Annotated in this window: 27 protein-coding genes; 11 read left to right on the plus strand and 16 right to left on the minus strand. The window is 67.2% G+C overall.

Features of this window, described 5'->3' with window-relative positions; genetic code table 11:
* Window positions 1-53: 53 nt before the first annotated feature.
* The 3 genes from HALXA_RS13675 to HALXA_RS13685 form a co-directional block, all read right to left on the minus strand.
* Window positions 54-1,208 (minus strand): site-2 protease family protein, encoded by a 1,155-nt coding sequence (locus HALXA_RS13675; protein WP_013880967.1) that lies wholly within the window; start codon window positions 1,206-1,208, stop codon window positions 54-56.
* A 317-nt stretch (window positions 1,209-1,525) separates the two neighbouring features.
* Complete coding sequence (locus HALXA_RS13680; RefSeq protein ID WP_013880968.1) at window positions 1,526-1,771, minus strand: DUF7123 family protein; 246 nt, start codon at window positions 1,769-1,771, stop codon at window positions 1,526-1,528.
* A 250-nt stretch (window positions 1,772-2,021) separates the two neighbouring features.
* A complete protein-coding gene (locus tag HALXA_RS13685) occupies window positions 2,022-2,873 on the minus strand; it encodes a molybdopterin synthase (protein WP_013880970.1) in 852 nt (283 codons plus the stop codon).
* 139 nt (window positions 2,874-3,012) lie between these two features.
* On the opposite strand from HALXA_RS13685, the gene HALXA_RS13690 reads away from it, so the two are divergent.
* The 4 genes from HALXA_RS13690 to HALXA_RS13705 all read left to right on the plus strand — a co-directional run bounded on the left by HALXA_RS13690 (window position 3,013) and on the right by HALXA_RS13705 (window position 8,577).
* Window positions 3,013-4,047, plus strand: a complete 1,035-nt coding sequence (locus HALXA_RS13690) for a CapA family protein (protein ID WP_013880971.1) — start codon at window positions 3,013-3,015, stop codon at window positions 4,045-4,047.
* A gap of 129 nt (window positions 4,048-4,176) precedes the next feature.
* A complete protein-coding gene (gene pyrH / locus HALXA_RS13695) occupies window positions 4,177-4,926 on the plus strand; it encodes a UMP kinase (RefSeq protein WP_013880972.1) in 750 nt (249 codons plus the stop codon).
* A gap of 2 nt (window positions 4,927-4,928) precedes the next feature.
* Window positions 4,929-6,647 carry a lysine--tRNA ligase gene (lysS, locus tag HALXA_RS13700; RefSeq protein ID WP_013880973.1) on the plus strand — a complete coding sequence of 573 codons (1,719 nt, stop codon included), beginning with the start codon at window positions 4,929-4,931 and terminating at the stop codon, window positions 6,645-6,647.
* Window positions 6,648-6,729: 82 nt separating this feature from the next.
* Window positions 6,730-8,577: a site-2 protease family protein gene (locus tag HALXA_RS13705; protein WP_013880974.1), complete on the plus strand. Its 1,848-nt coding sequence runs from the start codon at window positions 6,730-6,732 to the stop codon at window positions 8,575-8,577.
* A gap of 108 nt (window positions 8,578-8,685) precedes the next feature.
* Here HALXA_RS13705 and HALXA_RS13710 read toward each other — a convergent pair whose 3' ends face one another.
* The gene (locus HALXA_RS13710) at window positions 8,686-9,210 is read right to left on the minus strand and encodes a PadR family transcriptional regulator (protein ID WP_049895473.1); all 525 of its coding nucleotides are present in this window, start codon (window positions 9,208-9,210) and stop codon (window positions 8,686-8,688) included.
* A 177-nt stretch (window positions 9,211-9,387) separates the two neighbouring features.
* On the opposite strand from HALXA_RS13710, the gene HALXA_RS13715 reads away from it, so the two are divergent.
* On the plus strand, window positions 9,388-10,941 hold the full coding sequence (locus HALXA_RS13715; protein ID WP_013880976.1) for a heme-binding protein: 1,554 nt from the start codon (window positions 9,388-9,390) through the stop codon (window positions 10,939-10,941).
* Window positions 10,942-11,046: 105 nt separating this feature from the next.
* Here the strand turns inward: HALXA_RS13715 and HALXA_RS13720 are convergent, their stop codons facing one another.
* The 3 genes from HALXA_RS13720 to HALXA_RS13730 form a co-directional block, all read right to left on the minus strand.
* Window positions 11,047-11,235, minus strand: coding sequence for a hypothetical protein (locus HALXA_RS13720; RefSeq protein ID WP_013880977.1), 189 nt, complete (start codon window positions 11,233-11,235; stop codon window positions 11,047-11,049).
* A gap of 178 nt (window positions 11,236-11,413) precedes the next feature.
* Entirely contained in the window at window positions 11,414-11,803 is a 390-nt protein-coding gene (locus tag HALXA_RS13725; RefSeq protein WP_013880978.1) for a DUF5611 family protein, read from the minus strand.
* 89 nt (window positions 11,804-11,892) lie between these two features.
* Window positions 11,893-12,966 (minus strand): DUF7093 family protein, encoded by a 1,074-nt coding sequence (locus tag HALXA_RS13730; protein WP_013880979.1) that lies wholly within the window; start codon window positions 12,964-12,966, stop codon window positions 11,893-11,895.
* Between the two features lie 218 nt (window positions 12,967-13,184).
* Between HALXA_RS13730 and HALXA_RS13735 the strand changes: the two genes are divergently transcribed.
* The 4 genes from HALXA_RS13735 (at window position 13,185) to HALXA_RS13750 (ending at window position 16,636) form a co-directional block, all read left to right on the plus strand.
* The gene (locus tag HALXA_RS13735) at window positions 13,185-13,484 is read left to right on the plus strand and encodes a DUF6432 family protein (RefSeq protein WP_013880980.1); all 300 of its coding nucleotides are present in this window, start codon (window positions 13,185-13,187) and stop codon (window positions 13,482-13,484) included.
* Window positions 13,485-13,539: 55 nt separating this feature from the next.
* Complete coding sequence (gene ygfZ, locus HALXA_RS13740) at window positions 13,540-14,655, plus strand: CAF17-like 4Fe-4S cluster assembly/insertion protein YgfZ (RefSeq protein ID WP_013880981.1); 1,116 nt, start codon at window positions 13,540-13,542, stop codon at window positions 14,653-14,655.
* Between the two features lie 78 nt (window positions 14,656-14,733).
* Window positions 14,734-15,159, plus strand: a complete 426-nt coding sequence (locus HALXA_RS13745) for a hypothetical protein (protein WP_013880982.1) — start codon at window positions 14,734-14,736, stop codon at window positions 15,157-15,159.
* A 121-nt stretch (window positions 15,160-15,280) separates the two neighbouring features.
* Window positions 15,281-16,636, plus strand: a complete 1,356-nt coding sequence (locus HALXA_RS13750; RefSeq protein ID WP_013880983.1) for a TIGR00341 family protein — start codon at window positions 15,281-15,283, stop codon at window positions 16,634-16,636.
* 7 nt (window positions 16,637-16,643) lie between these two features.
* On the opposite strand, the gene HALXA_RS13755 is transcribed toward HALXA_RS13750, so the two are convergent.
* On the minus strand, window positions 16,644-16,841 hold the full coding sequence (locus HALXA_RS13755; protein WP_013880984.1) for a hypothetical protein: 198 nt from the start codon (window positions 16,839-16,841) through the stop codon (window positions 16,644-16,646).
* A 268-nt stretch (window positions 16,842-17,109) separates the two neighbouring features.
* On the opposite strand from HALXA_RS13755, the gene HALXA_RS13760 reads away from it, so the two are divergent.
* Window positions 17,110-18,543 carry an FAD-binding oxidoreductase gene (locus HALXA_RS13760; RefSeq protein ID WP_013880985.1) on the plus strand — a complete coding sequence of 478 codons (1,434 nt, stop codon included), beginning with the start codon at window positions 17,110-17,112 and terminating at the stop codon, window positions 18,541-18,543.
* Window positions 18,544-18,545: 2 nt separating this feature from the next.
* On the opposite strand, the gene HALXA_RS13765 is transcribed toward HALXA_RS13760, so the two are convergent.
* The 7 genes from HALXA_RS13765 to HALXA_RS13795 form a co-directional block, all read right to left on the minus strand.
* Complete coding sequence (locus HALXA_RS13765) at window positions 18,546-19,637, minus strand: geranylgeranyl reductase family protein (protein WP_013880986.1); 1,092 nt, start codon at window positions 19,635-19,637, stop codon at window positions 18,546-18,548.
* An 84-nt stretch (window positions 19,638-19,721) separates the two neighbouring features.
* The gene (locus HALXA_RS13770; protein ID WP_013880987.1) at window positions 19,722-19,931 is read right to left on the minus strand and encodes a hypothetical protein; all 210 of its coding nucleotides are present in this window, start codon (window positions 19,929-19,931) and stop codon (window positions 19,722-19,724) included.
* A 90-nt stretch (window positions 19,932-20,021) separates the two neighbouring features.
* Window positions 20,022-20,612 (minus strand): GTP-dependent dephospho-CoA kinase family protein, encoded by a 591-nt coding sequence (locus HALXA_RS13775; RefSeq protein ID WP_049895474.1) that lies wholly within the window; start codon window positions 20,610-20,612, stop codon window positions 20,022-20,024.
* A 96-nt stretch (window positions 20,613-20,708) separates the two neighbouring features.
* Complete coding sequence (gene spt4, locus HALXA_RS13780; protein ID WP_013880989.1) at window positions 20,709-20,906, minus strand: transcription elongation factor subunit Spt4; 198 nt, start codon at window positions 20,904-20,906, stop codon at window positions 20,709-20,711.
* A gap of 2 nt (window positions 20,907-20,908) precedes the next feature.
* Window positions 20,909-21,487, minus strand: coding sequence for a DNA-directed RNA polymerase (locus HALXA_RS13785; RefSeq protein WP_013880990.1), 579 nt, complete (start codon window positions 21,485-21,487; stop codon window positions 20,909-20,911).
* Window positions 21,488-21,910 carry a PIN domain-containing protein gene (locus tag HALXA_RS13790; RefSeq protein WP_013880991.1) on the minus strand — a complete coding sequence of 141 codons (423 nt, stop codon included), beginning with the start codon at window positions 21,908-21,910 and terminating at the stop codon, window positions 21,488-21,490. It abuts the gene before it with no gap.
* A 34-nt stretch (window positions 21,911-21,944) separates the two neighbouring features.
* Entirely contained in the window at window positions 21,945-23,177 is a 1,233-nt protein-coding gene (locus HALXA_RS13795) for a translation initiation factor IF-2 subunit gamma (protein ID WP_013880992.1), read from the minus strand.
* 221 nt (window positions 23,178-23,398) lie between these two features.
* On the opposite strand from HALXA_RS13795, the gene HALXA_RS13800 reads away from it, so the two are divergent.
* Window positions 23,399-24,433, plus strand: coding sequence for a DUF5787 family protein (locus HALXA_RS13800; protein WP_013880993.1), 1,035 nt, complete (start codon window positions 23,399-23,401; stop codon window positions 24,431-24,433).
* A 59-nt stretch (window positions 24,434-24,492) separates the two neighbouring features.
* Here the strand turns inward: HALXA_RS13800 and HALXA_RS13805 are convergent, their stop codons facing one another.
* A complete protein-coding gene (locus HALXA_RS13805) occupies window positions 24,493-24,729 on the minus strand; it encodes a hypothetical protein (protein ID WP_013880994.1) in 237 nt (78 codons plus the stop codon).
* Window positions 24,730-24,790 lie beyond the last annotated feature (61 nt).

Raw genomic sequence — 24,790 nt, forward strand, 5'->3', positions numbered from 1 at the left:
GAACCGGACCGTGGACGGCAACCCGGACCCGGACTCGAGACCCGTCCGACGCGTTATTCAATGATGGCGATCGGGACCGCCATGAAACACAGCAGTCCGAGGCCGAACGTGACCAGTCCGAGGACGAACCGTCCGGCCCCGAGGGACTCGTCGCGGATGGGCCGAGCCGGCCCGACCGACGCCAGCACCGCGGTAAAGACGCCCCAGAACGCCCAGATCGCGACCGAGTTGCCGCTGTAGTCGAGGATGTAGTAGAGATAGGCCGCGAGGCCGAAGAGGACGCCCGGCACGAGCGCTGCGATCGATTCCTGCATCTCGCCGGCCATCGCCCGGAGGATGTGACCGCCGTCGAGTTGCCCGACCGGGATCAGGTTGAGGAACGTGATGAACATCCCGACCCAGCCGCCGATGACCACCGGGTTCACCGCCGTCGCCGGATCGTCCCGGTACAGCGGCTGGTCGAAGACCGCGGCGAGCCACTCGAGCAGCGCCGGATAGCCCAGTTGGATCTGGATGGCGTTGGGGTCCTGAACGATGTCCGGCGGTGCGGTCACGGGCGGTAAGTGGAGGCCGACCACGGTGACGATCACCGTCGCGACGAGCCCGGCGAGCGGTCCGGCGACGCCGATGTCGAACAGCGCCTTCCGGTTCGGAATCCGGCCTTTCATTTTGATGACCGCGCCCATCGTCCCGATGAGCGTCGGGATCGGGATGAAGTAGGGTAAGGAGGCGTCGACGTTGTGGTAGCGGCTCATCACGTAGTGGCCCATCTCGTGGATTCCCAGGACGCCGAGGATCGAGACCGTGAACGGCCACGCTTTCCAGATGTTGCCCGGATTGGCGATCGGATCGATGTGGTACCACATCGATCCGGCGAACAGCGTCGAGAGGACCGTCAGACCGAGCAACACGAGGTTCGTCCATGGAATGCCGTCGATGCCGATATCCGTCGGTTCGGCGACGAGCACGTACTCGCCGCGGCGCGTCGTCAACTCGAGGTCGTAGCCCGAATCCCGAAACATCGGCCAGAGCTCCCGCACGAGCTGTTCGGGCGGTTTCAGCGGATCGCCGTAGTAAATCAGCTGCTCGTCTTCGACCCGCGTCTCGTAGATCGCGAACACCGACTCGATCCGTTCGCGCGGCGGGCCGTCCTCGATCGGCCCGGTCGCCTCGGTCGGCTTCAACCCGGACGCGTCGCCGTCGTCCATCACTCGTGGTTCGTCATCGGTTCGTATAAATCGACTGCCTCGGGGGACCTGTTTGGTTTCGGTCGGTATGGCAGCACCAGTTCGCACTGGGCGGGACGAACCGACTGCAAAAAAAAAAACGAATCGCGGGAACCGATCGAGCGGGGCTCGATCAGAGCGGGCGTGCCGGATGGCGTCGAGGACGCGCCGGCACGTGGAGTGTATGGCGTGTGTGCGTGGAGTGTATGGCGTGGCGCAGAATCCACGTGCGTGAGGTGGTCAGGGGGCGGGGCGTGTCGGTGGGGTGTCAGTCGGTTCGTGCGTCGATGGCATCGGCATTACGCCGTCTCGACGCGCCAGGTCGTCGCGCTCGTGTACGACCACTTCTCGACCTCGAGGTCGGTGGCCGATTCCGAGAGCTTGACCATCAGCGCGCCGATCTCTTTCGGGGACATACCGACGTCGTCTGCGATGAACTTGCCTTTGAAGTACAGCTCTCCGTCTTCTGCGCGTTCGCGCAGGTAGCGTTTGAGGCGGCGTTCTTTGCTTTCCGTGGAGGGTTGGGCTGTCGTGCTCATCGACATCAACGCCTTGTGGTGGAGACCTGTTATAAAGGGAGGATGATTAGCGAATTTTCGATTGCCTTCAGCGATCTGGGGTGTAAGCAACGTTTTATTCTCATTTACGATACGTTTTACTGGCGGCTCAGATCGCTCGAGAAATTTTATAACCGCTTCTAATCCATTATCGCTGCGAACTCGTTATCGATTGATTAAGAGTCGCTTTCTAGCGTCATTCGTTTATTTCTGTATTCATCTCGAAGAATTCATCCTCTCAGGATCGGTCGTGCACCCAAAATTCGTCCTCGACCGTGACCTCTTTCTTGAACAGTGGGACCTCGTCTTTCAGTCGGTTGATCCCGTCTTCGACGGTCCGGAATGCCTCCTCGCGGTGGCCTGCGAGCACGACGACGTAGACGATATCCTCGCCGTCCTCGACGACGCCCGTTCGGTGGTAGAGTTCGACCTCGAGCACGCCGTTGCGCTCCTCGAGTTCCGATTCGATGGCGGCCATCCGCTCGTCGGCCACGCCCTCGTACTTCTCGAACTCGAGGTACTGGGTGCGCGCGTCGTCCGCGGCGTCTTTCGCGCGGACGCGGCCGGTGAAGGTGGCGATCGCGCCCGACCGATCCGCCTTCGGAGACCGCTTTACGTCGGCGACGATCGACTCGAGGGTCCGGTGGGGTTCGGCGGCCTCGAGATCGCCGACGAGGTCGTCGCTGACGTCGGCAGGCGAGCCGACGGTTGCGATGACGTCGCCCGCGGTTTCGGGTACGGATTCGGCTTCGGAGTCGTCCGACTCGTCGCCGACGACCAGCGCCGGATACCGCAGGTCCGAGACGCCGACGACGACGGCGTACTCGCAGTCGCTCGCCAGGCTGTCGAGCGCGCCCTGTACTGACAGCCCCGTTCCGGTCGCCGTCCAGTCGCCGTCGGCGCCGAGGTCGTAGGTGACGTCGCCGCCGATCGCCGTCTCTCGCGCGGCGCGGGTGCCGTCGGCGATCGTTGCGTCGTATCTGACGACGCCGACTCGCCCCCGCGCGGAGAGCTGATCGACCACTCGGTCGACGACCCGCTCGAGGGTGCCGCCGTCCGCCCCGCGGTCGAGAATGCCGAGTACGTGCATACCCGAAATATGGACGGGTCGGGGTTTGTAGCTGTCGCTGACTGCCGGCGATCGTGCGCAGTCGGCCGATTCGAACGCTGGACAACGACGGCGCGAAACGGTCCCCGACCGTTTTGCGGACGGTTCGCGAACGACCGGTATGGTCGACGGGGATCGCGACCGCGAACGCACCGTCCGCATCGGGTTCACCGGCGACGTGATGCTCGGCCGCCTCGTCGACGATCGCCAGCAACATCGCTCGGTCGACGCGGTGTGGGGAACCGTCCGCGAGCGGCTGCAAGCGCTCGACGCGCTCGTAATCAACCTCGAGTGCGTCCTCTCGACCCGCGGCCGGAAGTGGCGCCGTACGCGCCGGCCGTTTCACTTCCGCGCCGATCCGACCCGGGCGGTGCCCGCCCTCGAGGCGGCCGGCGTCGACGTCTGTGCGCTCGCGAACAACCACGTCCTCGACTACGAGGAAGCCGCCCTGCGGGACACTCTGGAGCACCTCGACGAGGCCGGAATCGACCGCGCGGGCGCGGGAGAAACGATCGACGAAGCACTCGAGCCGGCGGTTCGGCGCGTCGGTGGCGAGGAGGCAGCGCTCGACGTCGCCGTCGTTTCGCTGACGGACAACACGCCGGAGTACGCGGCCGACGAGACCGCCCCCGGAACCGCGCGGATCGAAATCGACGTCGACGACGCGGCGAGCATCGAGCGCACCCGGGAGGGCCTCGAGCGCGCGCGAGCGACCGATCCGGACCTGCTCGTCGCGTCCCTGCACTGGGGCCCGAACATGGTTGAGGAGCCGCCGCCGGCGTTTCAGGAGTTCGGCCGTTGGCTGATCGAGCAAGGTGTCGATATCGTCCACGGGCACAGCGCGCACGTCTTTCAGGGGATCGAGGTCCACGACGGCTGCCCGATCCTGTACGATACCGGCGACTTCGTCGACGACTACGCGGTCGACGACGACCTGCGAAACGACCGGAGCTTCCTGTTCGAGCTGGCGGCGACATCTGGAGGAAAGCCGACGGAACTGCGCCTCCACCCGACGGAGATCGACAACTGTGCCGTCCACGAGGCGAGCCCCGACGCGGCCGCGCGGTCTCGAGAGCGAATGCGGGAGCTGTCCGAGCCGTTCGGTACCGAGTTCGGCCGCGACGGCGAGGCGCTGGTCCTGTCGCTCGAGTCGTAGCCCCCTCGAGTCGACGCGGCGCGCCGAGAGCGAAACGCCGACCGTGAGCGCGCGTGCCGTGGTGTGCGCCAACGCTCGAGTGTGCAGTTGGCAACCCTTAAGATAGCAACCCCGTTACACCGGGGTAGTATGAAAGTGGTCGTCTCTATCGGCGGTAGCGTGCTGGTTCCCGAGCCCGGTGCGGATCGGGTGTCCGAGCACGCGGCCGTCATCGAGGACCTCGTCGCGGACGGTTGTCGCGTCGGTGCCGTCGTCGGGGGCGGCGGCGTCGCGCGCGAGTACATCAGCGCCGCTCGCGATCTGGGGGCGAACGAGATCGAACTCGATCAGCTGGGAATCGACGTCACGCGGCTCAACGCCAGACTCCTCATCGCCGCGCTGGGCTCGGAGTCGGTGGCGGCGCCGGCAAAGGACTACGAGGAGGCCAGCGAGGCGCTGCGCCGCGACGACGTCTGCATCATGGGCGGCGTCGCGCCGGCCCAGACGACCGACGCCGTCGGCGCCGCGCTCGCGGAGTACATCGACGCCGACCTGCTCGTCTACGCGACCAGCGTCCCCGGCGTCTACAGCGCCGACCCGAACGAGGACGACGACGCGACGAAGTACGACTCGCTCTCCGCAACCGAGCTCGTGGACGTCATCGCCGGCCTCGAGATGAACGCCGGTTCGTCGGCCCCGGTCGACCTGCTGGCGGCGAAGATCATCCAGCGCTCGGGGATGCGCACGATCGTCCTCGACGGCACCGATCCGGATCGCATCGCGCGCGCCGTCCGTCACGGCGAACACGACGGGACCGACGTCGTGCCCGAGGGCGCCGGCGAGGAACCGACCTACTGGGCGAGCGACGAAGACGAGCGAGAGCAAGAGCAAGAGCGATAACGATGAGCGCGGACGACCCAGATTCCGACTCCGGCGCCGATGCCGACCTCGAGACGGCCGTCCCCGACGAGTACAGCCCGTACACCCTCCAGCAAGCGGACGGCGACGACGCGCGCCACGCCTTCTGGGCGGACGTCGTCGCGGACCGCGTCGAGGCTCAGGAGCCGGACGAACCGATCGTCATCAAGGGCGGCATCTCGCCGTCGGGCGTGCCCCACTTGGGCAACGTCAACGAGATCATGCGCGGGTTCTACGTCGCCGAAGTCCTCCGCGAGCGCGGCTACGAGGTTCGGCAGGTCTTCACCGCCGACGACCGCGACCCGCTCCGAAAGCTCCCGCGGACCCTCTGTGACCTCGAGGGCAACCTCGTCGATCTCGGCGAGGTCGACGCCGGTGCGCTCGGGCGTAACCTGGGCTCGCCCTACACCGACATCCCGGATCCGTTCGGCTGCTGTGACTCCTACGGCGACCACTTCTCGACCATTATTCAGGACAGCGCCGACGCGCTGGACGTCCCGATCGACCTCGTCTCGAACACCGAACTGTACGAGAACGGTGACTTAGAGGACGTCACGCGGTTCGTCCTCGAGCATCAGGATCGCGCACGCGATGTTCTCTCGAAGTACCAGGACAAGGTCGACGAGGCGTACGTCCCCTTCAACCCGATCTGCGAGGAGTGTGGCAAGATCACCGAGACGGTGACGAGCGTGGATCTGGAGGGCGACACGCCAACCGTAGAGTACGAGTGTACCGACATGGACGCCGGCGACCAAACGATCGACGGCTGCGGCCACGAGGGTACTGCCACGCTGCGCGAGGGCAAACTTCCCTGGCGCTTCGAGTGGCCCGCCCAGTGGCAGGAACTCGGCGTCGACTTCGAGCCCTTCGGCAAGGACCACGCCGAAGGATCGTGGCCCAGCGGCCAGGACGTCGCGCGAAACGTCCTCGAGATCGAACCGCCCGTCCCGATGGTCTACGAGTGGTTCACTCTGGAGGGCGAGCCCTTCTCCTCCTCCGAGGGCAACGTCATCCTCGTTTCTGATGTCCTCGAACTGCTCGAGCCCGAAGTCCTGCGCTACTTCTTCGCGAAGGACCCCACGAAGGCCCGGGACTTCAGCATCGAACGGCTCGACCAGCTGGTCGACGAGTTCGACCGCCTCGAGGCGATTTACTTCGACGAGATCGAGGCCGACGAGGACGAACGGGCGTTCGCCGAGCGCGTCTATCCGCTGCTGGTCGACGAGCCGCGAGAGGAGCGAATCCGCCTCCCCTACACCTTTGCCGCGGTGCTCGGGATGTTCGACGATCCCGACCTGCGCGAGGAGGTCGCCCGCAAGGAGGGCCACATCCCCGACGACGCGCCCGAGTGGGCCGTCGAAGGCGCGCTCGCGCGAGTCGAACGCGCGCGCAACTGGGCGCGACGCACCGGCAACGAGTTCGACTACGAACTCAAGCGCTCCGAGATTCCGGACCACGACTTCGACGCCGACACCGAGGAGGCGCTCGAGGAACTGGCCGACTTCATCGAGGCGGGCCACGATCCCGAAGAGATTCAGGGCGAAATCTACGAGACGGCCAAGCGCCACGACGTCGACATCGGCGACTTCTTCGGCGCCGGCTACCGCCTGTTCTTCGACGAGGACCAGGGGCCGAAGCTCGGACCGTTCCTCGCGAAGCTCGATCGGGAGTTCGTCGTTGCGCGGCTCCGACGCGAGCGGTAAGCGACGTCTCCGCCGACAGTTCGCGCGTTCCGAATAGACAAAAGCCATTTGAGACCGCCACCCTCAGTTACGGTAGAGATAGATGGATTACGGCTCCCTCGCGTTCGTCGCACTTTCGGTCCCCGAGCTCTACGGCTCCGAGGTCCTGACGTGGGTCGTCATCGGCCTGCTGCTCTACTGGGCCGGCGTCATCGCCCTCGAGCGAGCGGACCTGCTCCCGGAGTTTATCGGGACGCAGGGGCCGATGCTGACCTTCCACACCAAGCGCGGCCGGGCGTTGCTCGACCGGCTCGCGCGTCCCAAACGGTTCTGGCGGGCGTGGGCGAACCTCGGCATCGGGATCGCCCTCGTCGTGATGGTGGCGATGTTCGCCTTCCTGCTGATCGCGGCGATCGGCGCGCTCTCCTCGCCGCAGCCGTCCTCGGCCGTCCAGCAACCCCGGAACGTCCTCGTCATTCCCGGCGTCAACGACTTCCTGCCGCTCTCGGCGACGCCGGGCATCGTCTTCGGACTGCTCGTCGGCCTCGTCGTCCACGAGGGCGGCCACGGCCTGCTCTGTCGCGTCGAGGACATCGACATCGACTCGATGGGGATCGTGATGCTCGCGATCGTTCCGATGGGGGCGTTCGTCGAACCCGATCAGGAGAGCAGCAAGTCCGCCTCGAGGGGCGGCCGGACGCGGATGTTCGCGGCCGGCGTGACGAACAACTTCGCGATCACGATCGTCGCCTTCGCCCTGCTGTTCGGCCCGGTCGTCGGCTCGATCGGTCTCGCGCCCGGCGCCGCGGTCGGCGGGGTTGCACCCGACTCGCCGGCCGCCGCTGCGGACATCGAACCGAACGATCGGATCACCGCGATCAACGGCGAGCCGGTCGCCGATAACGACGCCCTCGAGGAGCGCATCGAGGCCGCCGAGGGGAACCAGCTCGCCGTCGAACTCAACGGCGAACGGACGGTCGACGTCGAGCGCTCGCTGTTGGTTACCGCGACGGCCGATAGCAGCATCACCGGACTCCAAACCGGCGACTCGATCGTCGCCGTCAACGGCCAGGAGGTCGCGACCGAAACCGAGTTCCTCGAGGCCCTCGGCGAGGACGAGGTCGCGACGCTGACGGTCGAGACCGGGGACGGGCGCGAAGAGCGCGAGGTGCCGATCGGCGCGCTCGTGACGGTCGCCGAGGACGGCCCGCTCGCCGACGCCGGGGCGCCGGCCGGGACCAACTTCGTCGTGACCAGTTTCGACGGCGAACGAACGGCCACCCAGTCGGAACTCAACGAACTCGTCGGAGAGACTGACCCCGGCGATCAGGTGACCGTCGCCGGCTACCTCCAAGGCGAGCGCGTCGAGTACGAGGTGACGCTCGGTGAACGGAGCGAGACGACCGGCGGCGGGACCGTCGGCTATCTCGTCTACCCGGGTTCGGAAATCTCCGGCGTCTCGACGCAAGCGCTCGGCATCCAGCTCTACCCGGCCGACGCGTACCTCTCGGTGCTCGGCGGCGGGTCTGGCGAGTCCTTCGGCGCGCTCAGCGACTCGTTCCTCGGGAAGATCGGGATCGCGCTCATGCTGCCGATCGCCGGCGTCATCGAGGCACTGCCGTACAACTTCGCGGGCTTCGCCGGCGGCATCGAGAACTTCTACCAGGCGCAGGGCCCGCTCGGCGCGCTCGGCGACTGGCCGCTGTTCGCGCTCGCGAACGCCCTGTTCTGGACCGGGTGGATCAACGTCCAACTGGGCTTCTTCAACTGCATCCCGGCGTTCCCGCTCGACGGCGGCCACATCCTCCGGACGAGCACGGAGGCGGTCTTCTCCCGGCTCCCGATCGACGCGACCCGCGGGATGGTCCGCGTGGTGACGACGTCGGTCGGCCTGACGATGCTCGTCAGTTTCATAGCGATGCTGTTCGGGCCGCAGTTGCTCGCCGGTTGAATTCGGTCCGCCGCTGTTCGCGTTTTCGAGAACGATACCGATCGGATCTGATCCGCTCCGCTCCTCGAGTCGCCGCCTATTCGTCAGTAACTGCTCGAGACCGCTCGGCTACTCCTCCCGATCGATCCCGTGGCGCTCGTAGAACTCCTCAGGAGTCTCCTCGATCCGCTCGAAGTCGGTCTCGAAGTAGTGTTCGTGGTGTCGGACCACCTGTTCGACGATCCAGCGGCTGAACTCTTCGTCGAACCGCCACTCGCCGTCCTGCTCGGGGATCTCGAACCGGTCGTCGGTCGAAAACGCCGCGTAGACGTGGAAAAAGCCCAGGATGACGTCGGCGAAGTCCTTCGCCTTCTCCGCGCCGCCCTCGCGGCGCTCCTCGAGTTCCGCGCGGCCGTCCTCGGTGAGTTCGAAGTACTTCCGATCGGGTTCGTCCTCGCGCTCGATGCGCTCGGCCCAGCCCTTCTCCTCGAACTTGTAGAGGATCGGGTACACCGACCCGTAGGAGGGCTCCCAGTGCCCACCGCTGATCTCGCGGATCTCCTTCAAAATCTCGTAGCCGTACCGGGGCTTCTCCTCGAGTAACTCGAGGACGAGATAGGCGATGAGTCCTTTCGGGGGCCCGCTTTTCCGCATGTACGCGGCCATTTAAACGGGCGTACGTAAAGGGTTTCGGTCGGGTCGATTCGCGCGCGTCGGATGCGGGCGAATCGGGGCGCAGCCGTCGCCACAGCGGCCGACGGTCGATTCTCGATTCCTGCGAGTCCGTCCGAAACCCGGTCCTTCTTAGCGGTCCCGTCCTAACCCGCCACTATGGAACGACGACGACCACCGCAGACCGAGGAAGGCTGGTACGTCCTCCACGACTTCCGATCGATCGACTGGGACGCGTGGCGCGACGCGCCGGCCCGCCGCCGCGAACGGGCGATCGACGAGGGTATCGAATTCCTCTCGGCCGCAGAACGCGTCGACGACGCCGAGGAAGGTGATTCGGCGGTATTCTCGGTGCTCGGACACAAGGCCGATCTGCTGATCCTCCACCTCCGACCGACGCTTTCCGACATCGACGCCTTAGAGCGGTCCTTCGAACACACGGCGCTGGCCGAGTTCACCGAGCGCGCCGACTCCTACCTCTCGGTAACCGAAGTCTCGGGCTACATGTCCCAGGAGTACTTCGAGGAGGACGGCGAGGTCGAGGATCAGGGCATGAAGCGGTACATCGAGACCCGCATCAAGCCCTCGATCCCCGACACCGACTTTATGAGTTTCTACCCGATGGACAAGCGCCGCGGCGAGGAGGACAACTGGTACGACCTGCCCTTCGACGAGCGTGCGGAGCACCTCTCGAGCCACGGCGAGATCGGCAAGCAGTACGCGGGCCGCGTGACCCAGATCATCTCCGGGAGCATCGGCCTCGACGACTTCGAGTGGGGCGTGACGCTGTTCGGCGACGATCCGACGGACGTCAAGGACCTGCTCTACGAGATGCGGTTCGACCCGTCGACCTCCCGCTACGCGGAGTTCGGTCAGTTCCTCTCGGCCCGGCGGTTCCCGCCGGAGAACCTCGGCGCGTTCCTCGCGGGCGAACCGGTTCCGCAGGAGGGCGAGGCCGAGCATGGACACGGCCACGGTAGCGGTCACCCCCACTCGGACGGCGAGTCCGGCGGTCATCACGGCCACGGCGACGCCGACTCGAGCGGCCACCCCCACGGCGATTCGGACGGTGACGGCGGTCACGGCCACGACCACGGCAGCGGCGGCCCCCACGACGAAGACGACGACGTCCGCGACGAACTCGAGGAAATCGGCGTCTACGCGGGCCAGCCCCACGGCGAGGACGTCCACGCGGTCGTCCTCTACTCCGAAGCCGACACCGACGAACTCTTCGAGGAGGTCGAAGGCCTCCGGAAGAACTTCGACCACTACGACACCCACGTCAAGACCGCGGTCTACGAGCCCCACGACGGGGACGGCGAAGCCGGCGTCGTCAGTCTCTGGGAGACCGAGCGCGCCGCGGACACGGCCGCCGGCTTCCTCGCCGATCTACCCGACGTCGTCCGCCAGGCGGGCGACGACGACGCGGACTCCTGGGGCACGATGGGGATGTTCTACACCGTCAAGCCCGAGCACCGCTCCGACTTCGTCGGCACCTTCGACGACGTCGGCGCCATTCTCGAGGACATGGACGGCCACCGGAAGACCGACCTCCTCGCGAACCGCGAGGACGAGAACGACATGTTCATCGCCAGCCGCTGGGACGCCCGCGAGGACGCCATGCAGTTCTTCCGCAGCGACGAGTTCTCCGAGACCGTCGAGTGGGGCCGCGACGTCCTGGCGGACCGGCCGCGTCACGTCTTCCTTGCCTAATCCGTTCGAGTCGCATTTTCACTTGCAGCGTCGGTGAGTAGTTTCGTACCGTCTCGGTTGCCCCGTTGGCTGTTTGACTCCGCAGAGCCTGCTCGAGTCGCGCCGTCAGATCCGGCCCGAATCCGTCGTCCGATCGTAGAAGAAGTAGCCCGCGACCCCCGCGAGCCCGAGGACGAGCGTGACGTAGGGCCAGTAGCCGGCGTCGCGGTCCGTCAGAAACGCGTGTCCGGCGACGAAGATTGCGAACCCGATATGGCCGGCCAGCGTCGCGACGAGGAACGCGGCGAAATCCATTACTCTCACTCGAGCGGTGTCGCGTCGCGATAATAGCGGTTTCGAAGCCAGTCGTCGATGCGGCTTCCGGACGCAAGACGGGCGCGAGGCTGGGCGCAGTATCCGGTACGGCTCCGAGAACGAGCAGCGCTGTACGATACGTGACGACCGTGACTGTAAGCGGTACGAACGCCTGCGATTACGTGTCCACGTCGTGATCCGGGTCGTCTTCGACGGCCCGCTTCATCGAGTCGCGACGGGCCTTCGCGTCGCGCCCGGTCGCCTCGAGCAGGAAGTCGTTTTTGAGGTCGACGGCCTCGCCCGCGGCCTCGAGCTCGTCGGGGCCGAGTTCGGTGGGATCGCGCTCGTGGAACTCGACGCCGAGCTTGTCCTTCTTGCCGGAGTATTCGACGGCGCCGACGACGATCTTCTCGAAGACGGGGTTGTCGGGCTCTCCGATGACGAAGAGGTCGCTGCCCTTGTACTCCTCGGTGCCCGTGATGGGGCCGAAGTACTCCTCGATCGTCGTCTCCATGTCGGGGATTCGCTCCTCGAGGTACTCACCGCGACGCATCTTGTACTCCTTCATGGATTGGTAGATACACGGCGGACTGTTTACCTCTTTTCATAGACGACGTGGGCGACGTTCCCGCCTGTGCGGGCGAAACCGCCGGATACTTATCGGCGGGGCCGTTCGCCGAGGTACCCCTTCCGGCAGTCGGGACAGATGTCGCCGGCGCGCAGCGAGGCGCGGTCGTCGGACGCGACGAAGTCGCAGCGCGGACAGTAGAATTCGGTCGGGACGCCGTCCTCGTCCGGCCCGGTGTCCTCGGCGGGCGTCGGCGCCGCCCCGGCGCGTTCGATACCGGTGTCGGGTTCGGAATCGGCTTCGGTGGCCGCCTCGGCGTCGATTTCGGCTTCGGCGCCGGAGCCGACGTCCGCACCCGCGATGTCGCTTCCCGTCGTCTCGATGTCGCTCATCGTCGAGCCGGCGTCGACCGTCGTTCCGGCGTCGCTCCCCGTCGAGCCGGCGTCGACCGTCGTTCCGGCGTCGCTCCCCGTCGCGCCGGCGGTCGTCGAATCGTGCTCGAGGACGACCGCGTCGTCCTCCGCGGGGTCGTGGTCGTCGCCGATCCCGTCGTCGGGCCACGCGGTCGGCTCGTCGTCGGCACCGACCGGCGGACCGACGTCGTCGGTGTCGGGCCACTCGCCGCGGCCGCGGTCGCGGTCGGCCGCCTCGTCGAGGGTGTCTTCGATGATCTCGCCGTCGTCGGTGATCGGCTCGCCGTTCTCGTCGGTGGGCTGGTCGGAGTCGACGTCAGCGTCCGCGGGCGCGTCCGTTTCGGCGGCCGCGTTCGCGTCCGCCTCGGCGGCACCCGCTGCCGGCTGTGCAGCGTCATCGCTGCTGTCGCTCGCGTCGGCATCGGCGTCGATGAATTCGACGTCCTCGCCGGCTGCGACGTCGGTATCGGCGGCAGCAGCGTCCGCGCGGGCTTGCGCCGGTTGATCGGACTGAGACGGTACGTCGGAATCGGCTGTCGGTTCGGGATCGTCGGGCAGTGAGTCGCCGTCCGCACCAGCCGAGAGGCTCGTGACCTCGGTGTTCTCGCTGATGACGTGTCGCTCGCCGCAGCGAGTACACTCCTCGTACTCCTGGACGGTAACGACGACCTCGCTGCCCCGTTCTTCGCGCTCGCGTTCGACTTCGGCGTCGCCGTAGTCGTGTCCGAGCAGCGAACATCGCAGGACCATTGTCCCACCGTTCCGACCCAGGCCATAAAAAACATACCGCCCGGAATCTCCGGTCTCCTGTCACGTTCCTGCCCGAACGGGTGTCGGCGGCACGCGTCCGTGTCGTCGGTTGCTTCTGTCCTACATAGTCGGCCGCCGGTCGGTCCGTCCGAGGAACCGGTCCGATCGTTTGTGAGAACGGCAAACGTCAAATCCCGGGTCGTCGAATACCCGAACGGATGAGAGCAAAGCGGGAGTTCCGCGACCGGGAGGGGACGGAGGTTGCGGTCCTCGACGAACTCGTCGATCGCGCCGACGACGGGATGACCGTGTTCGAGCTTCGAGCGGCCGTCGAGACCGACATCGACGACCTCGAGGAGGCCCTCTCGACGCTGAAGGACGACAATCTGATCGTCGTCGAGAAGAACGCCGGCGAGACGGTGATCAAGCCCGACGAGCGGGTGGTTCCCGACGCGCCGGCGGACGAGGGGGACGACCAATCGATCAGCGAGTGGCTCCGCGATCGACTCCCATTTTGAGTCGTTCGAGTATCGAATCGAAACGCCTGAGGGGCGCAGGCCCCAGCTAGTAGCTATGACCGTCATCGAATCCGTCCACGCCGATCACGGGGCCGAGTTCGGCGAGCGGGACGGCCGGACGATCGTCGAACACTTCGGCCGCCCCGAGCGCACCCACCGCGCCGTCCGCAACGGCGTCGGCCTGCTCGAGCCGGCCTACGGCGTCGTGGTCGTCGAGGGCGAGGATCGCCTCGAGTACGTCGACAACGTCGTTTCGAACCGCGTCCCGGCCGAGGACGGGCGGGGCTGTTACGCGCTCGTGCTCGACCCGCAGGGCGGCATCGAGGTCGAGATGTACGTCTACAACGCCGGCGAGCGGCTGCTCCTCTTCACGCCGCCGACGAAGGCCGAGCCGCTGGTCGAGGACTGGTCCGAGAAGGTCTTCATCCAGGACGTCGATATCCGGCTCGCGACCGACGACTACGCGATCTTCGGGATTCACGGCCCGCACGCGACCGAGAAGATCGCCAGCGTGCTCAACGGCGCGCCGTCGCCCGACGAGCGCTACTCGTTCGTCCGCGGGACGATGGGCGACGCCGGCGTCACCGTCATCCGCACCGACGCGCTCACCGGCGAGGAGAGCTACGAGGTCGTCTGTGCGGCCGACGACGCCGAGTCTGTCTACGATATCCTCCTCACACAAGGGCTGAACGCCGCTCCGTTCGGCTACCGGACCTGGGAGTCGCTCACGCTCGAGGCCGGCTCGCCCCTGTTCGAGACCGAACTCGAGGGGACGATTCCGAACGTGCTCGGCCTGCGGACGGCCCTGGACTTCGAGAAGGGCTGTTACGTCGGCCAGGAGGTCGTCTCCCGCGTCGAGAACCAGGGCCGGCCGAGTCGACGGCTGATCGGGGTGACGCTCGAGTCTGCGGCGGATGAGGACGACGAGGACGCAACAGTTCCGGAATCCGGCGCCGCCGTCTTCGACGGCGACGCCTCGGTCGGCGAGATCACCCGCGCCGGCGAGAGCCCGCTGCTCGAGGACGTCATCGCGCTCGCGCTCGTCGACTACGACCTCGAGAGCGACGACCTGACCGTCCGAGTCGGCGGCGAAGAGGTGCCCGCGACCCGGACCGAACTACCGTTCTACGAGGGTTCCGATCAGTCGGACCGGCTGCCGGTGTACCAGTAAGCGACGTTCGTCTGGGCCGCCGGGACGGCCGGAACTGGCCGGCCCCACCGTCAAGGACGGTGACGGCGGACGCCCGGTATGGGCTCGAGTACGAGCGGCGATCCGCCGATCGACACGGGAACCGACTTCGAGGAACTGTCCGCGCGACTGCGAACGCAGTCCGACAACGCGCCCGGCTCCGACACCGAGCGGGTGACGATCCGCTCGCTCGACGAAATCAGCGCCGACTCGCTGTCGACGCTACTGGAAGCCGAAGAGAGCGAGGGCACCGCGCCTGGCGAACTCGCGTTCGTCATCTCGCGGGCCAACGCCGAACGCCTCCTCGAGCGCGATTTCGACCTCGACGACGTCGACGAACTCGAGGACGCGCTGGGCTGTGCGGTACAGGTGGAGGACGAGATGCCGGACGACACGGTGCTGGTGTTGGACCCGGACGCGGTCGACGGCGAGGAAATTGTGGATCCCGACGCGATCGCGTGCGGCATCGTCGGGACCGATCACTGACGGCCGATCCTTTCCGGTCCTGCTCGCCGTTCCGTTTTGTTCCCGTTCCGATCCCGGCTATCGAGACGTCCCCGTCCGCTGCCGACCGCAGTACTATCCGCGACTCCGTGGACCCCCCGGTATGCGCTATCTCGAGATCACGGTCCCGGAGGGGAAGCGCCGGGCCGTGCTCGACGTTCTCGAGGACGAGGGGATCGACTACGTCGTCAGCGACGAGACCAGCGGCAGAGGGTACGCCGCGGTCGTCCGCTTCCCGCTGCCGACGCGGGCCGTCGAACCGGTACTCGACCGGCTCCGACGAGCCGGTATCGGCGACGAGGCCAGCGTCGTCGTGATCAACGCCGAGACGGTCATCTCCGAGGAGTTCGCGACGCTCCGGAACCAGTACAGCCGCGGCGGCAAGAAGGGCTCGCGCACCTCGCGGCAAGTGCTGCGGACGAAGGCCGACGAGCTCACGCCGCCGTTTCCGATCTACGCCGTCATGCTGCTCATCAGCGCCGTCGTCGCTACCGCCGGGCTGCTCTCGGACTCGCCCGCGGTCGTGATCGGGGCGATGGTCATCGCGCCGCTTTTAGGCCCCGCGCTAGCCGCGAACGTCGGCATCGTCACCGGCGACGACCGGCTCAAGCGCACGGGCTTCGTCTACCAGATCATCGGCGTCACGGCGGTCGTCGTCGCGTCGATCGCGCTCGCCGCCCTCGCGCGCGTGGCGGGCCTCGAGCCCGCGGGCGTCGATATCGTCGTCGCGACCGAACTCGAGGAGCGGGTCGCCCCGAACCTGTTCTCGTTGGCGGTGGCGCTCGGGGCCGGCATCGCCGGGATTCTGAGCCTCACGCGGGGCTTCTCCGAGGCGATCGTCGGCGTCATGATCGCCGCCGCCCTCATCCCGCCGTCGGCGGCGGTCGGCATCACGGTCGCCTGGGGGATGTACGGCGCGGCGATCGGCGCCGCCGCGCTCGTGATCGTCAACCTGCTCTCGATCAACCTCGCCGCGCTGGGCACGCTGTGGGTCGCCGGCTACCGCCCGCAGGGACTGTTCGAGGTGTCGCCTACCCGCCGGCCGACCTACGTCTACGCGACGGTCTTCGGCGTCGCGCTGCTGGCGCTGGCCGCGCCGCTGGCGGGCGTGACGCTGATTGACTTCCAGACGACCGAACTCGAGTCGGCGACCGAAGAAGAGGCTCACGGGGTGCTCGCGGACCCGGCGTACGATCACCTCGAACTCGAGGACGTCGCGGTCGAACTCGACGGCAACTATCCGATCCAGGCGGTCGATCGCGTGCTCGTCACGGTCTCGAGTCGAGAACCCGGTCCGGAGCCGGGACTAGCTGATCGACTCTACGAGGAGATCCGGCCCCACGGCGACGGATCGCTGGTCGTCGAGGTGCAGTACGTCGTCAGCGAGGAGCGCGGCGAGGGGACGGCGGACGACGCCGAGAGCCAGCAGGCGGCAGTCCGGAGCGCCGGCGGATCGTAATTCACGCTCACTCGCGTGCGTTCAAGCCCGCACCGAGCGCGGCGCCGAGGGCGACGCCCACCGGCAACCACAGCGCCAGATTGTCGCTCGCCGTGCCGATGGCGACGCCGGTCGACATGCCGATCGCGATCCCGACGCCGATGTCGGCGCCGTTCGTCTCGTCGTCCTCGTTGTCGTCCTTCGCCGGTGCCGTCGCATCGCTCATACGATCCAGTTGTCGGCCAGCGTGATAATCGTCGTCCTCAGCGGCGGTTCGCTCGCCGATCGCGTTCGCGTCGACGCCATCGATCGCGGAGGCGCCGCGGCATCGAAATATGACTGCCGGCGGGACGCTCTCGAGCGCGGTATCGATCGATTCTCCCAGGTGCGCCGGCGTCGAGTTTCGGTTCGTCGCTCAGCCGTCATATCCGGTCGGCTGATCGTCGTGTAATCGAGCAAACTAGTTTATCGTCACCCGCGGCGTACCGTGCTCTATGGGAACAATAGACATATTGCCCGGTGAGGAAGCGCTCGCAAACGTTCCGGGAAGCGCGGTTCGCTCGTTCGAAACCGAGTTCGCCGGCGACGTCATCCGTCCCGCGGATCCGGCGTACGACGACGCGCGGCGGGTCTGGAACGGAATGATCGACGCGTATCCCGCGATCGTCGCCCGCTGTACCGGCGTCGCCGACGTCGTCGCGGCGGTGACCTTCGCGCGCGAGCAGGAACTCCCGCTGACGGTTCGGGGCGGCGGCCACAACGTCGCGGGGACGGCCGTCCGCGACGGCGCCCTCGTCGTCGACCTCGAGCCGATGAGCGGCGTTCGCGTCGACCCCGACGAGCGGACGGTCCGGGTCGAGGGCGGGGCGACGCTTGGCGACGCCGACCGCGAGACCCAATTGTTCGGGCTCGCGACGCCGCTGGGCGCCGTCTCGCAGACCGGCGTCGCCGGGTTGACGCTCAACGGCGGCTACGGCCACCTGAGCCGCGAGTACGGCCTGTCGCTGGACAACCTCCGCTCGGTCGACGTGGTGACCGCGGACGGGCAGGTTCGAACGGCCAGCGCCGATCGACACACGGACCTCTTCTGGGGGGTTCGCGGCAGCGGCGGCGCGCTGGGCGTCGTCACGTCCTTCGAGTTCGACTGCTACGAGGTCGGCCCCGAAGTGTCCGTACTCTTCCCGTGGTTCCACGCCGACGACACGGAGGCGGTCTTCGAGCGCTACCTCGAGTGGACCGCCGACGCCCCGCGCGAGGCCGGCGTTCTCGCGTTCACCGCCCACGTGCCGCCCCTCGAGGAGTTCCCCGAGGAGCGGCGGGGCGAACCGGCCGTCGCCATGCTCGGCGCGTACCGCGGCGACCCCGAAGACGCCGAGGGGGTCTTCGAGCCGCTGCTGACGGCCGCGACGCCGATCGTCGACTTCAGCGGCCCGATGCCGTTCGTCGACCTCCAGTCGATGCTCGACGAGGACTACCCCGACGGGCTGCGCTACTACTGGAAGTCGATCTACCTCGAGGCGGTCACCGACGAGGTCCGCGACTTGATGGTCCGGTACAACGAGGCCGCACCCTCGCCGCTCTCGACGGTCGACCTCTGGCACCTCGACGGGGCGGTCGCCGAAGTGCCGCGGGACGCGACCGCGTTCTGGCACCGCGACGAGCCGTTCATGCTCACCGTCGAAGCCAACTGGGAGGAGCCGGCCGACGACGACGCGAACGTCGCCTGGGCGCGGGATGCGATCGCCGACGTGCGGGCGCTGTCGGTCGCGACCGGCCGGTACGGCAACTTCCCGGGGCTGAACGAGGAAGACGACCCCGCGCGGGCGACGTTCGGCGACAACTACGAGCGACTGGTCGACGTCAAAACCGAGTACGACCCCGAAGACCTGTTCGGAACCGAGGCGTCCGTTCCGCCGCGAGCCGGCTGACGCTAGCGCCACACCCGCGCGAGCATCGCGCGGAGGTGGTCCGCCGAGAGCAGCGAGGTCGGCCGGTCCATGTGGACGCCGATCTCGCCCGACAGCGCGCCCAGGCCGATCCGCTGGACAGGTTCGGGCAGCGAGTAGGCGCGGCGAATCCAGTGGGCCAGTTCCTGCTCACGCGCTAAGTCGTCGCGCCAGGCGCGCTCGTAGGCCGAAAGCGTCGTCGGCCGCTGGGGATCGATCTCGCGGGCGGCGTGGTCGGCGCAGGTCATGCCGTAGAGGATGCCGCCGCCGGTGAACGGCTTGGTCTGGGCGGCCGCGTCGCCGATGAGGAAGCCGCGTCTCGAGGTGACCCGATCCGCCGGCCCGATCGGGATCGCGCCCGAACAGCGGTGGGAGACGTCGACCTCGTAGCCGTCGATCAACTCCTCGAAGTGCTTGTTCACGTGCACGCCCGGCGGGGCCGCCAGTCCGTACTCTACGCCGGCGTCGCCGCGGGGGATGCGCCACGCGAAGAACGTCGGCGGAGTGAGGTGGACGTCGACGAAGTCCTGGTCGTCCGCTTCCTCGGAAAACGCGAGCACGCCGTGGAGCAGTTCGTCGGGTTCGGGCAACTCGAGTTCGTCCCGAACTCTCGAGCGCGGGCCGTCGCAGCCGGCGACCATGCGGGCCTCGTGGGTGACGACGCCGTCGGGGCTGTTCGCGACGACCTCGACGCGGTCGTGGTGTTCGCGCACGTCGGTGACGGTGTGTTCCTCGCGGACGTCCGCGCCGGCCTCGCGAGCGAGTTCCGCGAGGTGGCGATCCAGGCCGACGCGGTCGATAACGTTCGAGGCGACTTCGCGCTTGTAGAAGGGATAGGCGTCGCTTTGCGGCCCGCCGACGTGGAATCGGGCGCCGTAGATCTCGTTCTGAAAGAGCTCATCGCGGGCGCCGGCGCCGGTAAACTCCCAGATGTCGGTGCTGACGTGGCCCGAGCAGGCCAGCGGGGTGCCGATCGTCCCCTGCTCTACCGCCAGCACGTCGTAGCCCTTCTCGGCGGCCCGCCGCGAGAAGCGCGCCCCGGCAGGGCCGACGCCGACAACGACGAAATCGTACATGTCGGTCACGTTCACGTCGGCCGGTAAATATCCTGTCGAACGGAGTGACGGCGGCCGAAGGCAGCCGTCGGCTCGCCCACCGTGCTATCGAGTGCCTCCGGTCTCGCCGACACTATCGGCGTCGCTTTCCGCGGCCTGTTTCAGGATCAACGGCGTCACCACCATATCGAGGACGGCGATCCCGAGCGCGGCCAACTGCATCGTGCCCTCCAGAAAGAGGATCGCAATCACAGCGACCACGAGCCCGCCCGAGAGACCGATTCCCCATCGAACGGTCGGTTCTGTCAAATCCATACCGAGCTGTTAGCGAATAAATAATATAAATCCAACCACTCGTTTCGGGTTTCGAAACCGCGACGGCGCCGTACTACATCCGCCAGTTCGTCACTCGTCGCGCTCCTCGAGCAACGACCACAACCGCTCCGTATCGCCCTCGAAGCGCTCGAGCAGCGCCCGCATCCGCTCGCGGTGGTCGTCGGTCACGCGCACGTGGACCATCCCCTCGCCGGGCTGGCCGTAGACGACGCTCGCGCCCTCGGGGGCGGCGACGATCGCCGGCAGGGCGACCAGATCTTCCTCGCCCGCGACGAGGATCGTCGTCGGCTCGTCGCGGGAAAGGGCCTCGAGCAGCGCTTCGATCACGTCCGCCGAAATTTCGGCGGGCGGATTCACCGCCTCGAGGTGGGTTTCGGCGGTGATGGTCTCGCGAACGTCCTCGTTGACCGCCTCGCGCTCGGTTCGCTCGTCGACGAGCGCGACGTCCGGCGCGCGGCCGGCCTCGAGCAGGTGGTAAGTGACGACGTCGCCGACGGCGATGAGCGCGCCGTCGACGTCGGCCAGCAGTCGCTCGGCGTCGGTCTCGATCGGGCCGAGCGGCTCCTTGAGTTCCGCGCGGAGGCCGTCGGGGAGCGTCAGCAGGTGCTCGTAATCGGTCTCGACGGTCTCGGCGGTCTCGGCGTCCTCGACATCTTCGATCGCGTCAGCGTCTGAATCGGTATCGTCGGTCACGTATGCGTAGAAGTAGGCGTTTCGTGGCTGTGGTTCGTCCTCGAGTTCGCGTCGAAACCGCGATCAGCGGACCTTCAGCGCGTACGCGCCCGGCTCCGTGATCTGCATCTCGCTGGCGATCTCGCTGTCTTCGGGGTGGGCGATGACGACGTACCCCGCCCAGTCCTCGGTCAGCGACGAGGAGTTACAGGCGTCGCAGGTGTCGTTGTCCGGTTCGTTCACGCGGTGACACTCCCGGCAGACGAGGCGATCGGATGCCATGGTTATTCACCCTCGGTCGCGGTGGTCGCTTCGCGCTTTTCATGTTCCTCCTCGAGCCAGGCGTGCTTGCCCAGCCCCGGCTGCTTGGCCGTGAGACCGATCTTCGAGTCGCGCGGGTTGCGCTCGTCGATGCTCTTGGTGACGATGCGGGTCCGGATGGCGTCGTCGACGCCGAGCGCGCGGTCGGACTCGTTCGAGGACAGGCGCTGGTTCTCGCCGTCGAACGCGAGGTACTCGTCGCTGATCTGGGAGACGTGGAGCAGCCCGTCGACGGGGCCGATCCCGACGAAGGCGCCGAACTCGACGACCTCGACGACCGTCCCGTCGACGACCTCCTGCATCTGCGGATCGAAGGTGACGGCGTCGAAGTCGGCCTCGTAGTAGACGCCGGGTTCGTTGGGCAGTACCGTCCCCTGGCCGATGTCGTGGACTTCGGTGACGGAGACGATGCTCCCCACCTCCTCGTCCATGCGGCCTTCGAGTTTGTCCTGCAGCAGTCGCTTCACGAGGTCCGGCGAGACGTCGCCGAGTGCCTCCGGCGGTACTTCCACCGTGTCTTTCAGTCTGACCCGTTTGTACATCTATGGTTGAGTGATCGCTAACTTGTTTCTCCCGCGTAATGCAATTACCGGTACGCTCGCCTCGAGCACCCGGTCGCGCAGCGGGCGGTCGTTCGTGACGACGTAGTCGACGTTACCCTCGCGGGCGAGTTCGACCAGGGCGTCGTCCGCGTACGATGCCTCCGTGTCGACGACGAGACAGCGTTCGATCGCCAGGTCGTGGCCGACGTTGGCGGCCGTGCCTTCCGTGCCGCCTTTCTCGGCGAGGCGGCGTAATTCTTCGACGACGGCCTGGGGCGCGGTCGGCTCGAACTCCTCGAGCAGCCGGTCGAGTTCGTCGAACAGGCGCACGTCGAGTTCGACCGGCATCATGAGTGCGCTCGTGTCGAGCGCGACCCGCGCGCCGGTTTCAGGTCCGGTTCCGTTCGGCGTCCCCGTACTCATCCTGGTCCGTCGTCGGTGGCCGCGGTGTTACCCCTCACTCCTTGAGCGTCCCGAGTCCGATCAGCCGCCAGCGCGCGCCGATGCGGCGGTTGATCGCAATCTTCGCGCCCGGTTCGGCCGCGACGGGGCGTTTGAGATTGACTTCGCACTCCCCTTCGCGGGCGCTGGTGACTGCCCCGACGGTCGTCGCCGTGCCGACGGTCATCATCAGGGGTTCGCCCGTGCTGATCTCGTCGACGGTCTCGCCGCTTTCGGCGCCCACGACGCGGTCGAGCAGGTCGACGTCCATCGTGAAGCGCTCCCAGGTCGGCGGGAGCGAGCCCGGCGGCCCGGCCAGCCGACCCGCGAGCGCGTCGCCTTTCGTCAGCGACGGATCGAGGCCGGTGCCGACGCCGAGCAGGCCGCCCGGCGTGGCCGTGTCGACGTTTTCGCCGCCGGCCTGCAGCGAGCGGATCGTCGTCTCGATCGGGACGTACTCCGTCTGGCCGCCCTCCTCGACCTCGCGGCCGGGACGGATCTCGATCTCGTCGTCGACCTCGAGTTCGCCCTGGACGAGGCTGCCTCCGAGGACGCCGCCGGCCAGATCTTCGGCGGCGGTTCCGGGCTTGTTGATGTCGAAGCTCCGGGCGACGTGCATCAGCGGATCGGCGTCGGGATCGCGCTCCGGCGTCGGGATCTCCTCCTCGATCGCCTGGATCAGCAGGTCGAGGTTGACCTCCTGGCCCGCGGAGACCGGGACGACCGGCGCGTCCTCGGCGACGGTGCCCTCGACGAACTCCTGGATCTCCTCGTAGTTCTGCCGGGCCTGATCGCCGCTGACGAGGTCGACCTTGTTCTGAGCGATGACGATGTTGTCGATCCCGATGATGTCGAGCGCCATCAGGTGCTCTTCCGTCTGGGGCTGCGGGACGGGCTCGTTGGCGCTGATGACCAACACGGCGCCGTCCATCAGCGACGCGCCGGAGAGCATCGTCGCCATCAGGGTCTCGTGACCCGGGGCGTCGACGAACGAAACGGTCCGCATCGGCTCGCTTTCCGAGCCGTCCGGACACTCCTCCTCGACGGTGTAACACTCGGGTTCGTCCAGGCCTTCGCAGTGGCGGAACGTCGCGTCCGCGTAGCCGAGCCTGATGGAGATGCCACGCTTCATCTCCTCGCTGTGCTGGTCGGTCCACGAGCCGCTCAAGGCCTGGACCAGCGTGGTCTTGCCGTGGTCGACGTGACCGACGAGCCCGATGTTCACCTCCGGTTGTTGATTTCCTGCCATAAGACGATGAGTAATCTTAGGTATGGCTTCCGCCGTGCGCTTGATAAACCTACTGTTCTGATAGCGCCTCGTCGCCCGAAACGTACACGACGTCGTGGGGGTCAGTCGATCGAAGTAGTCACGCGGACGAGGGGTCTCGGTTCGAACGCGACCGGCGTTCGCTCGGGGAGGCCGCCGCGCCGATCCGACTCCTTTTGTCCTCTCGCTTCCACTCCCCGAGCGTGTCGACCGCCAGCGAGTTCGCGTTCGAACTCGAGTTGTGTACCCACCTCGAGACCCGGCGGGAGGGTATCGTCGCCCGCCAGCTCGGCGCGAGCGTCGCCGATCCGGGCGGCCGAATCCTCGACGTCGTCTGCGTGGAACCGGGCCCCGAGTTCGACGACCGAACCGCCATCACGAGCGAGACGATTCCCGACGCGGCGATCGAATCCGACGTCGGTCCCGGACGGGCGCAGTACTGGAAGGACGCCGTGCCGGACGACTGCCATCCCGATCACGCGCGACGGGCAGTCGATCGAGCCTGCGAGATCGGTTTTTTCGAGCGCGAGCGCCGCAAGGGCCGCGAATACGTCCGGCAGGTCGCCCGCTACCCGGACTGGTACGGCCGGCTCGTCGGCGTCGAGAACAAACCCGACCTCGGCCGGCCGGGCGACCTCGAGTCGCAGTTGCGGACGGACGTCAGCCTCGCGCTGGTGGACGAAGCGATCCTCGCGACCGAGAGCTACGTGACGCGGGCGCACCTGAACCGGATCCCCGACGAGGTCGGCGTCTGGCGCGTCCATCGCGACTCGCCTGCCGGCGGCGAAGCCGACGACGCGCTCCCCTCGCTCGAGATCGACGTCGAGGTGATCCGCGAGCCGACGCCGCTTCCCGTCGACGAGCCCGGAATCGAACCGCTCGAGTCGCGTCCCGGCCGCACGGATATCGCCGTCGTTCCACCCGCGGAGAAGTCTCGAGCGCGGCGACGGATCGCCGAACGAGCGTACGGGAAGGGGTGGCGAACCTACGAGTTCCCGGGCTGTGGCGCCTGCGAGCCGACCGACCCGGCCGACGCCGGGGCGACGCTCCCCTACTGCGAGTGGGCGGGCCGCCTCGTCGACGCCAACTCGGCGTGTGGCCCCTCGTGTCCGGGGTACGAGCCCGCAGCCGATTCCGACGAGATCGATCTCGAGGCGGAACGCGACCGGCGAACGCCCTGGGTTGCCGACCCGACCGGCAAGCGGCGGCGCCAGTCGGGACTGGGACGATTCGAGTGACGGCGGGACGGCCGTCCCAGCGGGAGGACGTCCGGTCGAGAACTGCGCGCCGAGGCTCCTTAGAGCCGCTGGAGCCGAATCTCGTCGTCCGAAATCGATTCGACGTTTTCGGCGTCGAGAGGGTAGGTCTCCTCGTCGGTATCGCCCCACCCGAGCTTCGATTTGATCGTATCCGTCATCCCCGGATCCGGATTGACGTGCGCGGTGCCGCCCTCGACGCTCTCGACGATACCGATCTGTTCGCCTTCCGCGTTGACAACCTGTTTGCCTTCGTCGTCGTCGGTCAACTGTGCCATACGATAGCCGTCACCGATCGGCGACGTAGCTGTTGGACTTACATGTGCCACCACCGCCGCG

The organism is Halopiger xanaduensis SH-6 (assembly GCF_000217715.1).
Classification (GTDB): Archaea; Halobacteriota; Halobacteria; order Halobacteriales; family Natrialbaceae; genus Halopiger; species Halopiger xanaduensis.

Bases quoted from the DNA above. Each gene is read 5' to 3' on its own strand.
- HALXA_RS13710 (WP_049895473.1), bottom strand. From the start codon at position 9,210: ATGCGGAAAAGCGGGCCCCCGAAAGGACTCATCGCCTATCTCGTCCTC.
- HALXA_RS13725 (WP_013880978.1), bottom strand. From the start codon at position 11,803: ATGAAGGAGTACAAGATGCGTCGCGGTGAGTACCTCGAGGAGCGAATC.
- HALXA_RS13805 (WP_013880994.1), bottom strand. From the start codon at position 24,729: ATGGCACAGTTGACCGACGACGACGAAGGCAAACAGGTTGTCAACGCG.
- HALXA_RS13790 (WP_013880991.1), bottom strand. From the start codon at position 21,910: ATGAGTACGGGGACGCCGAACGGAACCGGACCTGAAACCGGCGCGCGG.
- HALXA_RS13755 (WP_013880984.1), bottom strand. From the start codon at position 16,841: ATGAGCGATGCGACGGCACCGGCGAAGGACGACAACGAGGACGACGAG.
- HALXA_RS13730 (WP_013880979.1), bottom strand. From the start codon at position 12,966: ATGGTCCTGCGATGTTCGCTGCTCGGACACGACTACGGCGACGCCGAA.
- HALXA_RS13715 (WP_013880976.1), top strand. From the start codon at position 9,388: ATGGAACGACGACGACCACCGCAGACCGAGGAAGGCTGGTACGTCCTC.
- HALXA_RS13770 (WP_013880987.1), bottom strand. From the start codon at position 19,931: ATGGATTTGACAGAACCGACCGTTCGATGGGGAATCGGTCTCTCGGGC.
- lysS (WP_013880973.1), top strand. From the start codon at position 4,929: ATGAGCGCGGACGACCCAGATTCCGACTCCGGCGCCGATGCCGACCTC.
- HALXA_RS13720 (WP_013880977.1), bottom strand. From the start codon at position 11,235: ATGGATTTCGCCGCGTTCCTCGTCGCGACGCTGGCCGGCCATATCGGG.
- spt4 (WP_013880989.1), bottom strand. From the start codon at position 20,906: ATGGCATCCGATCGCCTCGTCTGCCGGGAGTGTCACCGCGTGAACGAA.
- HALXA_RS13685 (WP_013880970.1), bottom strand. From the start codon at position 2,873: ATGCACGTACTCGGCATTCTCGACCGCGGGGCGGACGGCGGCACCCTC.
- HALXA_RS13690 (WP_013880971.1), top strand. From the start codon at position 3,013: ATGGTCGACGGGGATCGCGACCGCGAACGCACCGTCCGCATCGGGTTC.
- HALXA_RS13745 (WP_013880982.1), top strand. From the start codon at position 14,734: ATGGGCTCGAGTACGAGCGGCGATCCGCCGATCGACACGGGAACCGAC.
- HALXA_RS13750 (WP_013880983.1), top strand. From the start codon at position 15,281: ATGCGCTATCTCGAGATCACGGTCCCGGAGGGGAAGCGCCGGGCCGTG.
- HALXA_RS13765 (WP_013880986.1), bottom strand. From the start codon at position 19,637: ATGTACGATTTCGTCGTTGTCGGCGTCGGCCCTGCCGGGGCGCGCTTC.
- HALXA_RS13705 (WP_013880974.1), top strand. From the start codon at position 6,730: ATGGATTACGGCTCCCTCGCGTTCGTCGCACTTTCGGTCCCCGAGCTC.
- HALXA_RS13785 (WP_013880990.1), bottom strand. From the start codon at position 21,487: ATGTACAAACGGGTCAGACTGAAAGACACGGTGGAAGTACCGCCGGAG.
- HALXA_RS13795 (WP_013880992.1), bottom strand. From the start codon at position 23,177: ATGGCAGGAAATCAACAACCGGAGGTGAACATCGGGCTCGTCGGTCAC.
- HALXA_RS13680 (WP_013880968.1), bottom strand. From the start codon at position 1,771: ATGTCGATGAGCACGACAGCCCAACCCTCCACGGAAAGCAAAGAACGC.
- HALXA_RS13735 (WP_013880980.1), top strand. From the start codon at position 13,185: ATGAGAGCAAAGCGGGAGTTCCGCGACCGGGAGGGGACGGAGGTTGCG.
- HALXA_RS13675 (WP_013880967.1), bottom strand. From the start codon at position 1,208: ATGGACGACGGCGACGCGTCCGGGTTGAAGCCGACCGAGGCGACCGGG.
- pyrH (WP_013880972.1), top strand. From the start codon at position 4,177: ATGAAAGTGGTCGTCTCTATCGGCGGTAGCGTGCTGGTTCCCGAGCCC.
- HALXA_RS13760 (WP_013880985.1), top strand. From the start codon at position 17,110: ATGGGAACAATAGACATATTGCCCGGTGAGGAAGCGCTCGCAAACGTT.
- ygfZ (WP_013880981.1), top strand. From the start codon at position 13,540: ATGACCGTCATCGAATCCGTCCACGCCGATCACGGGGCCGAGTTCGGC.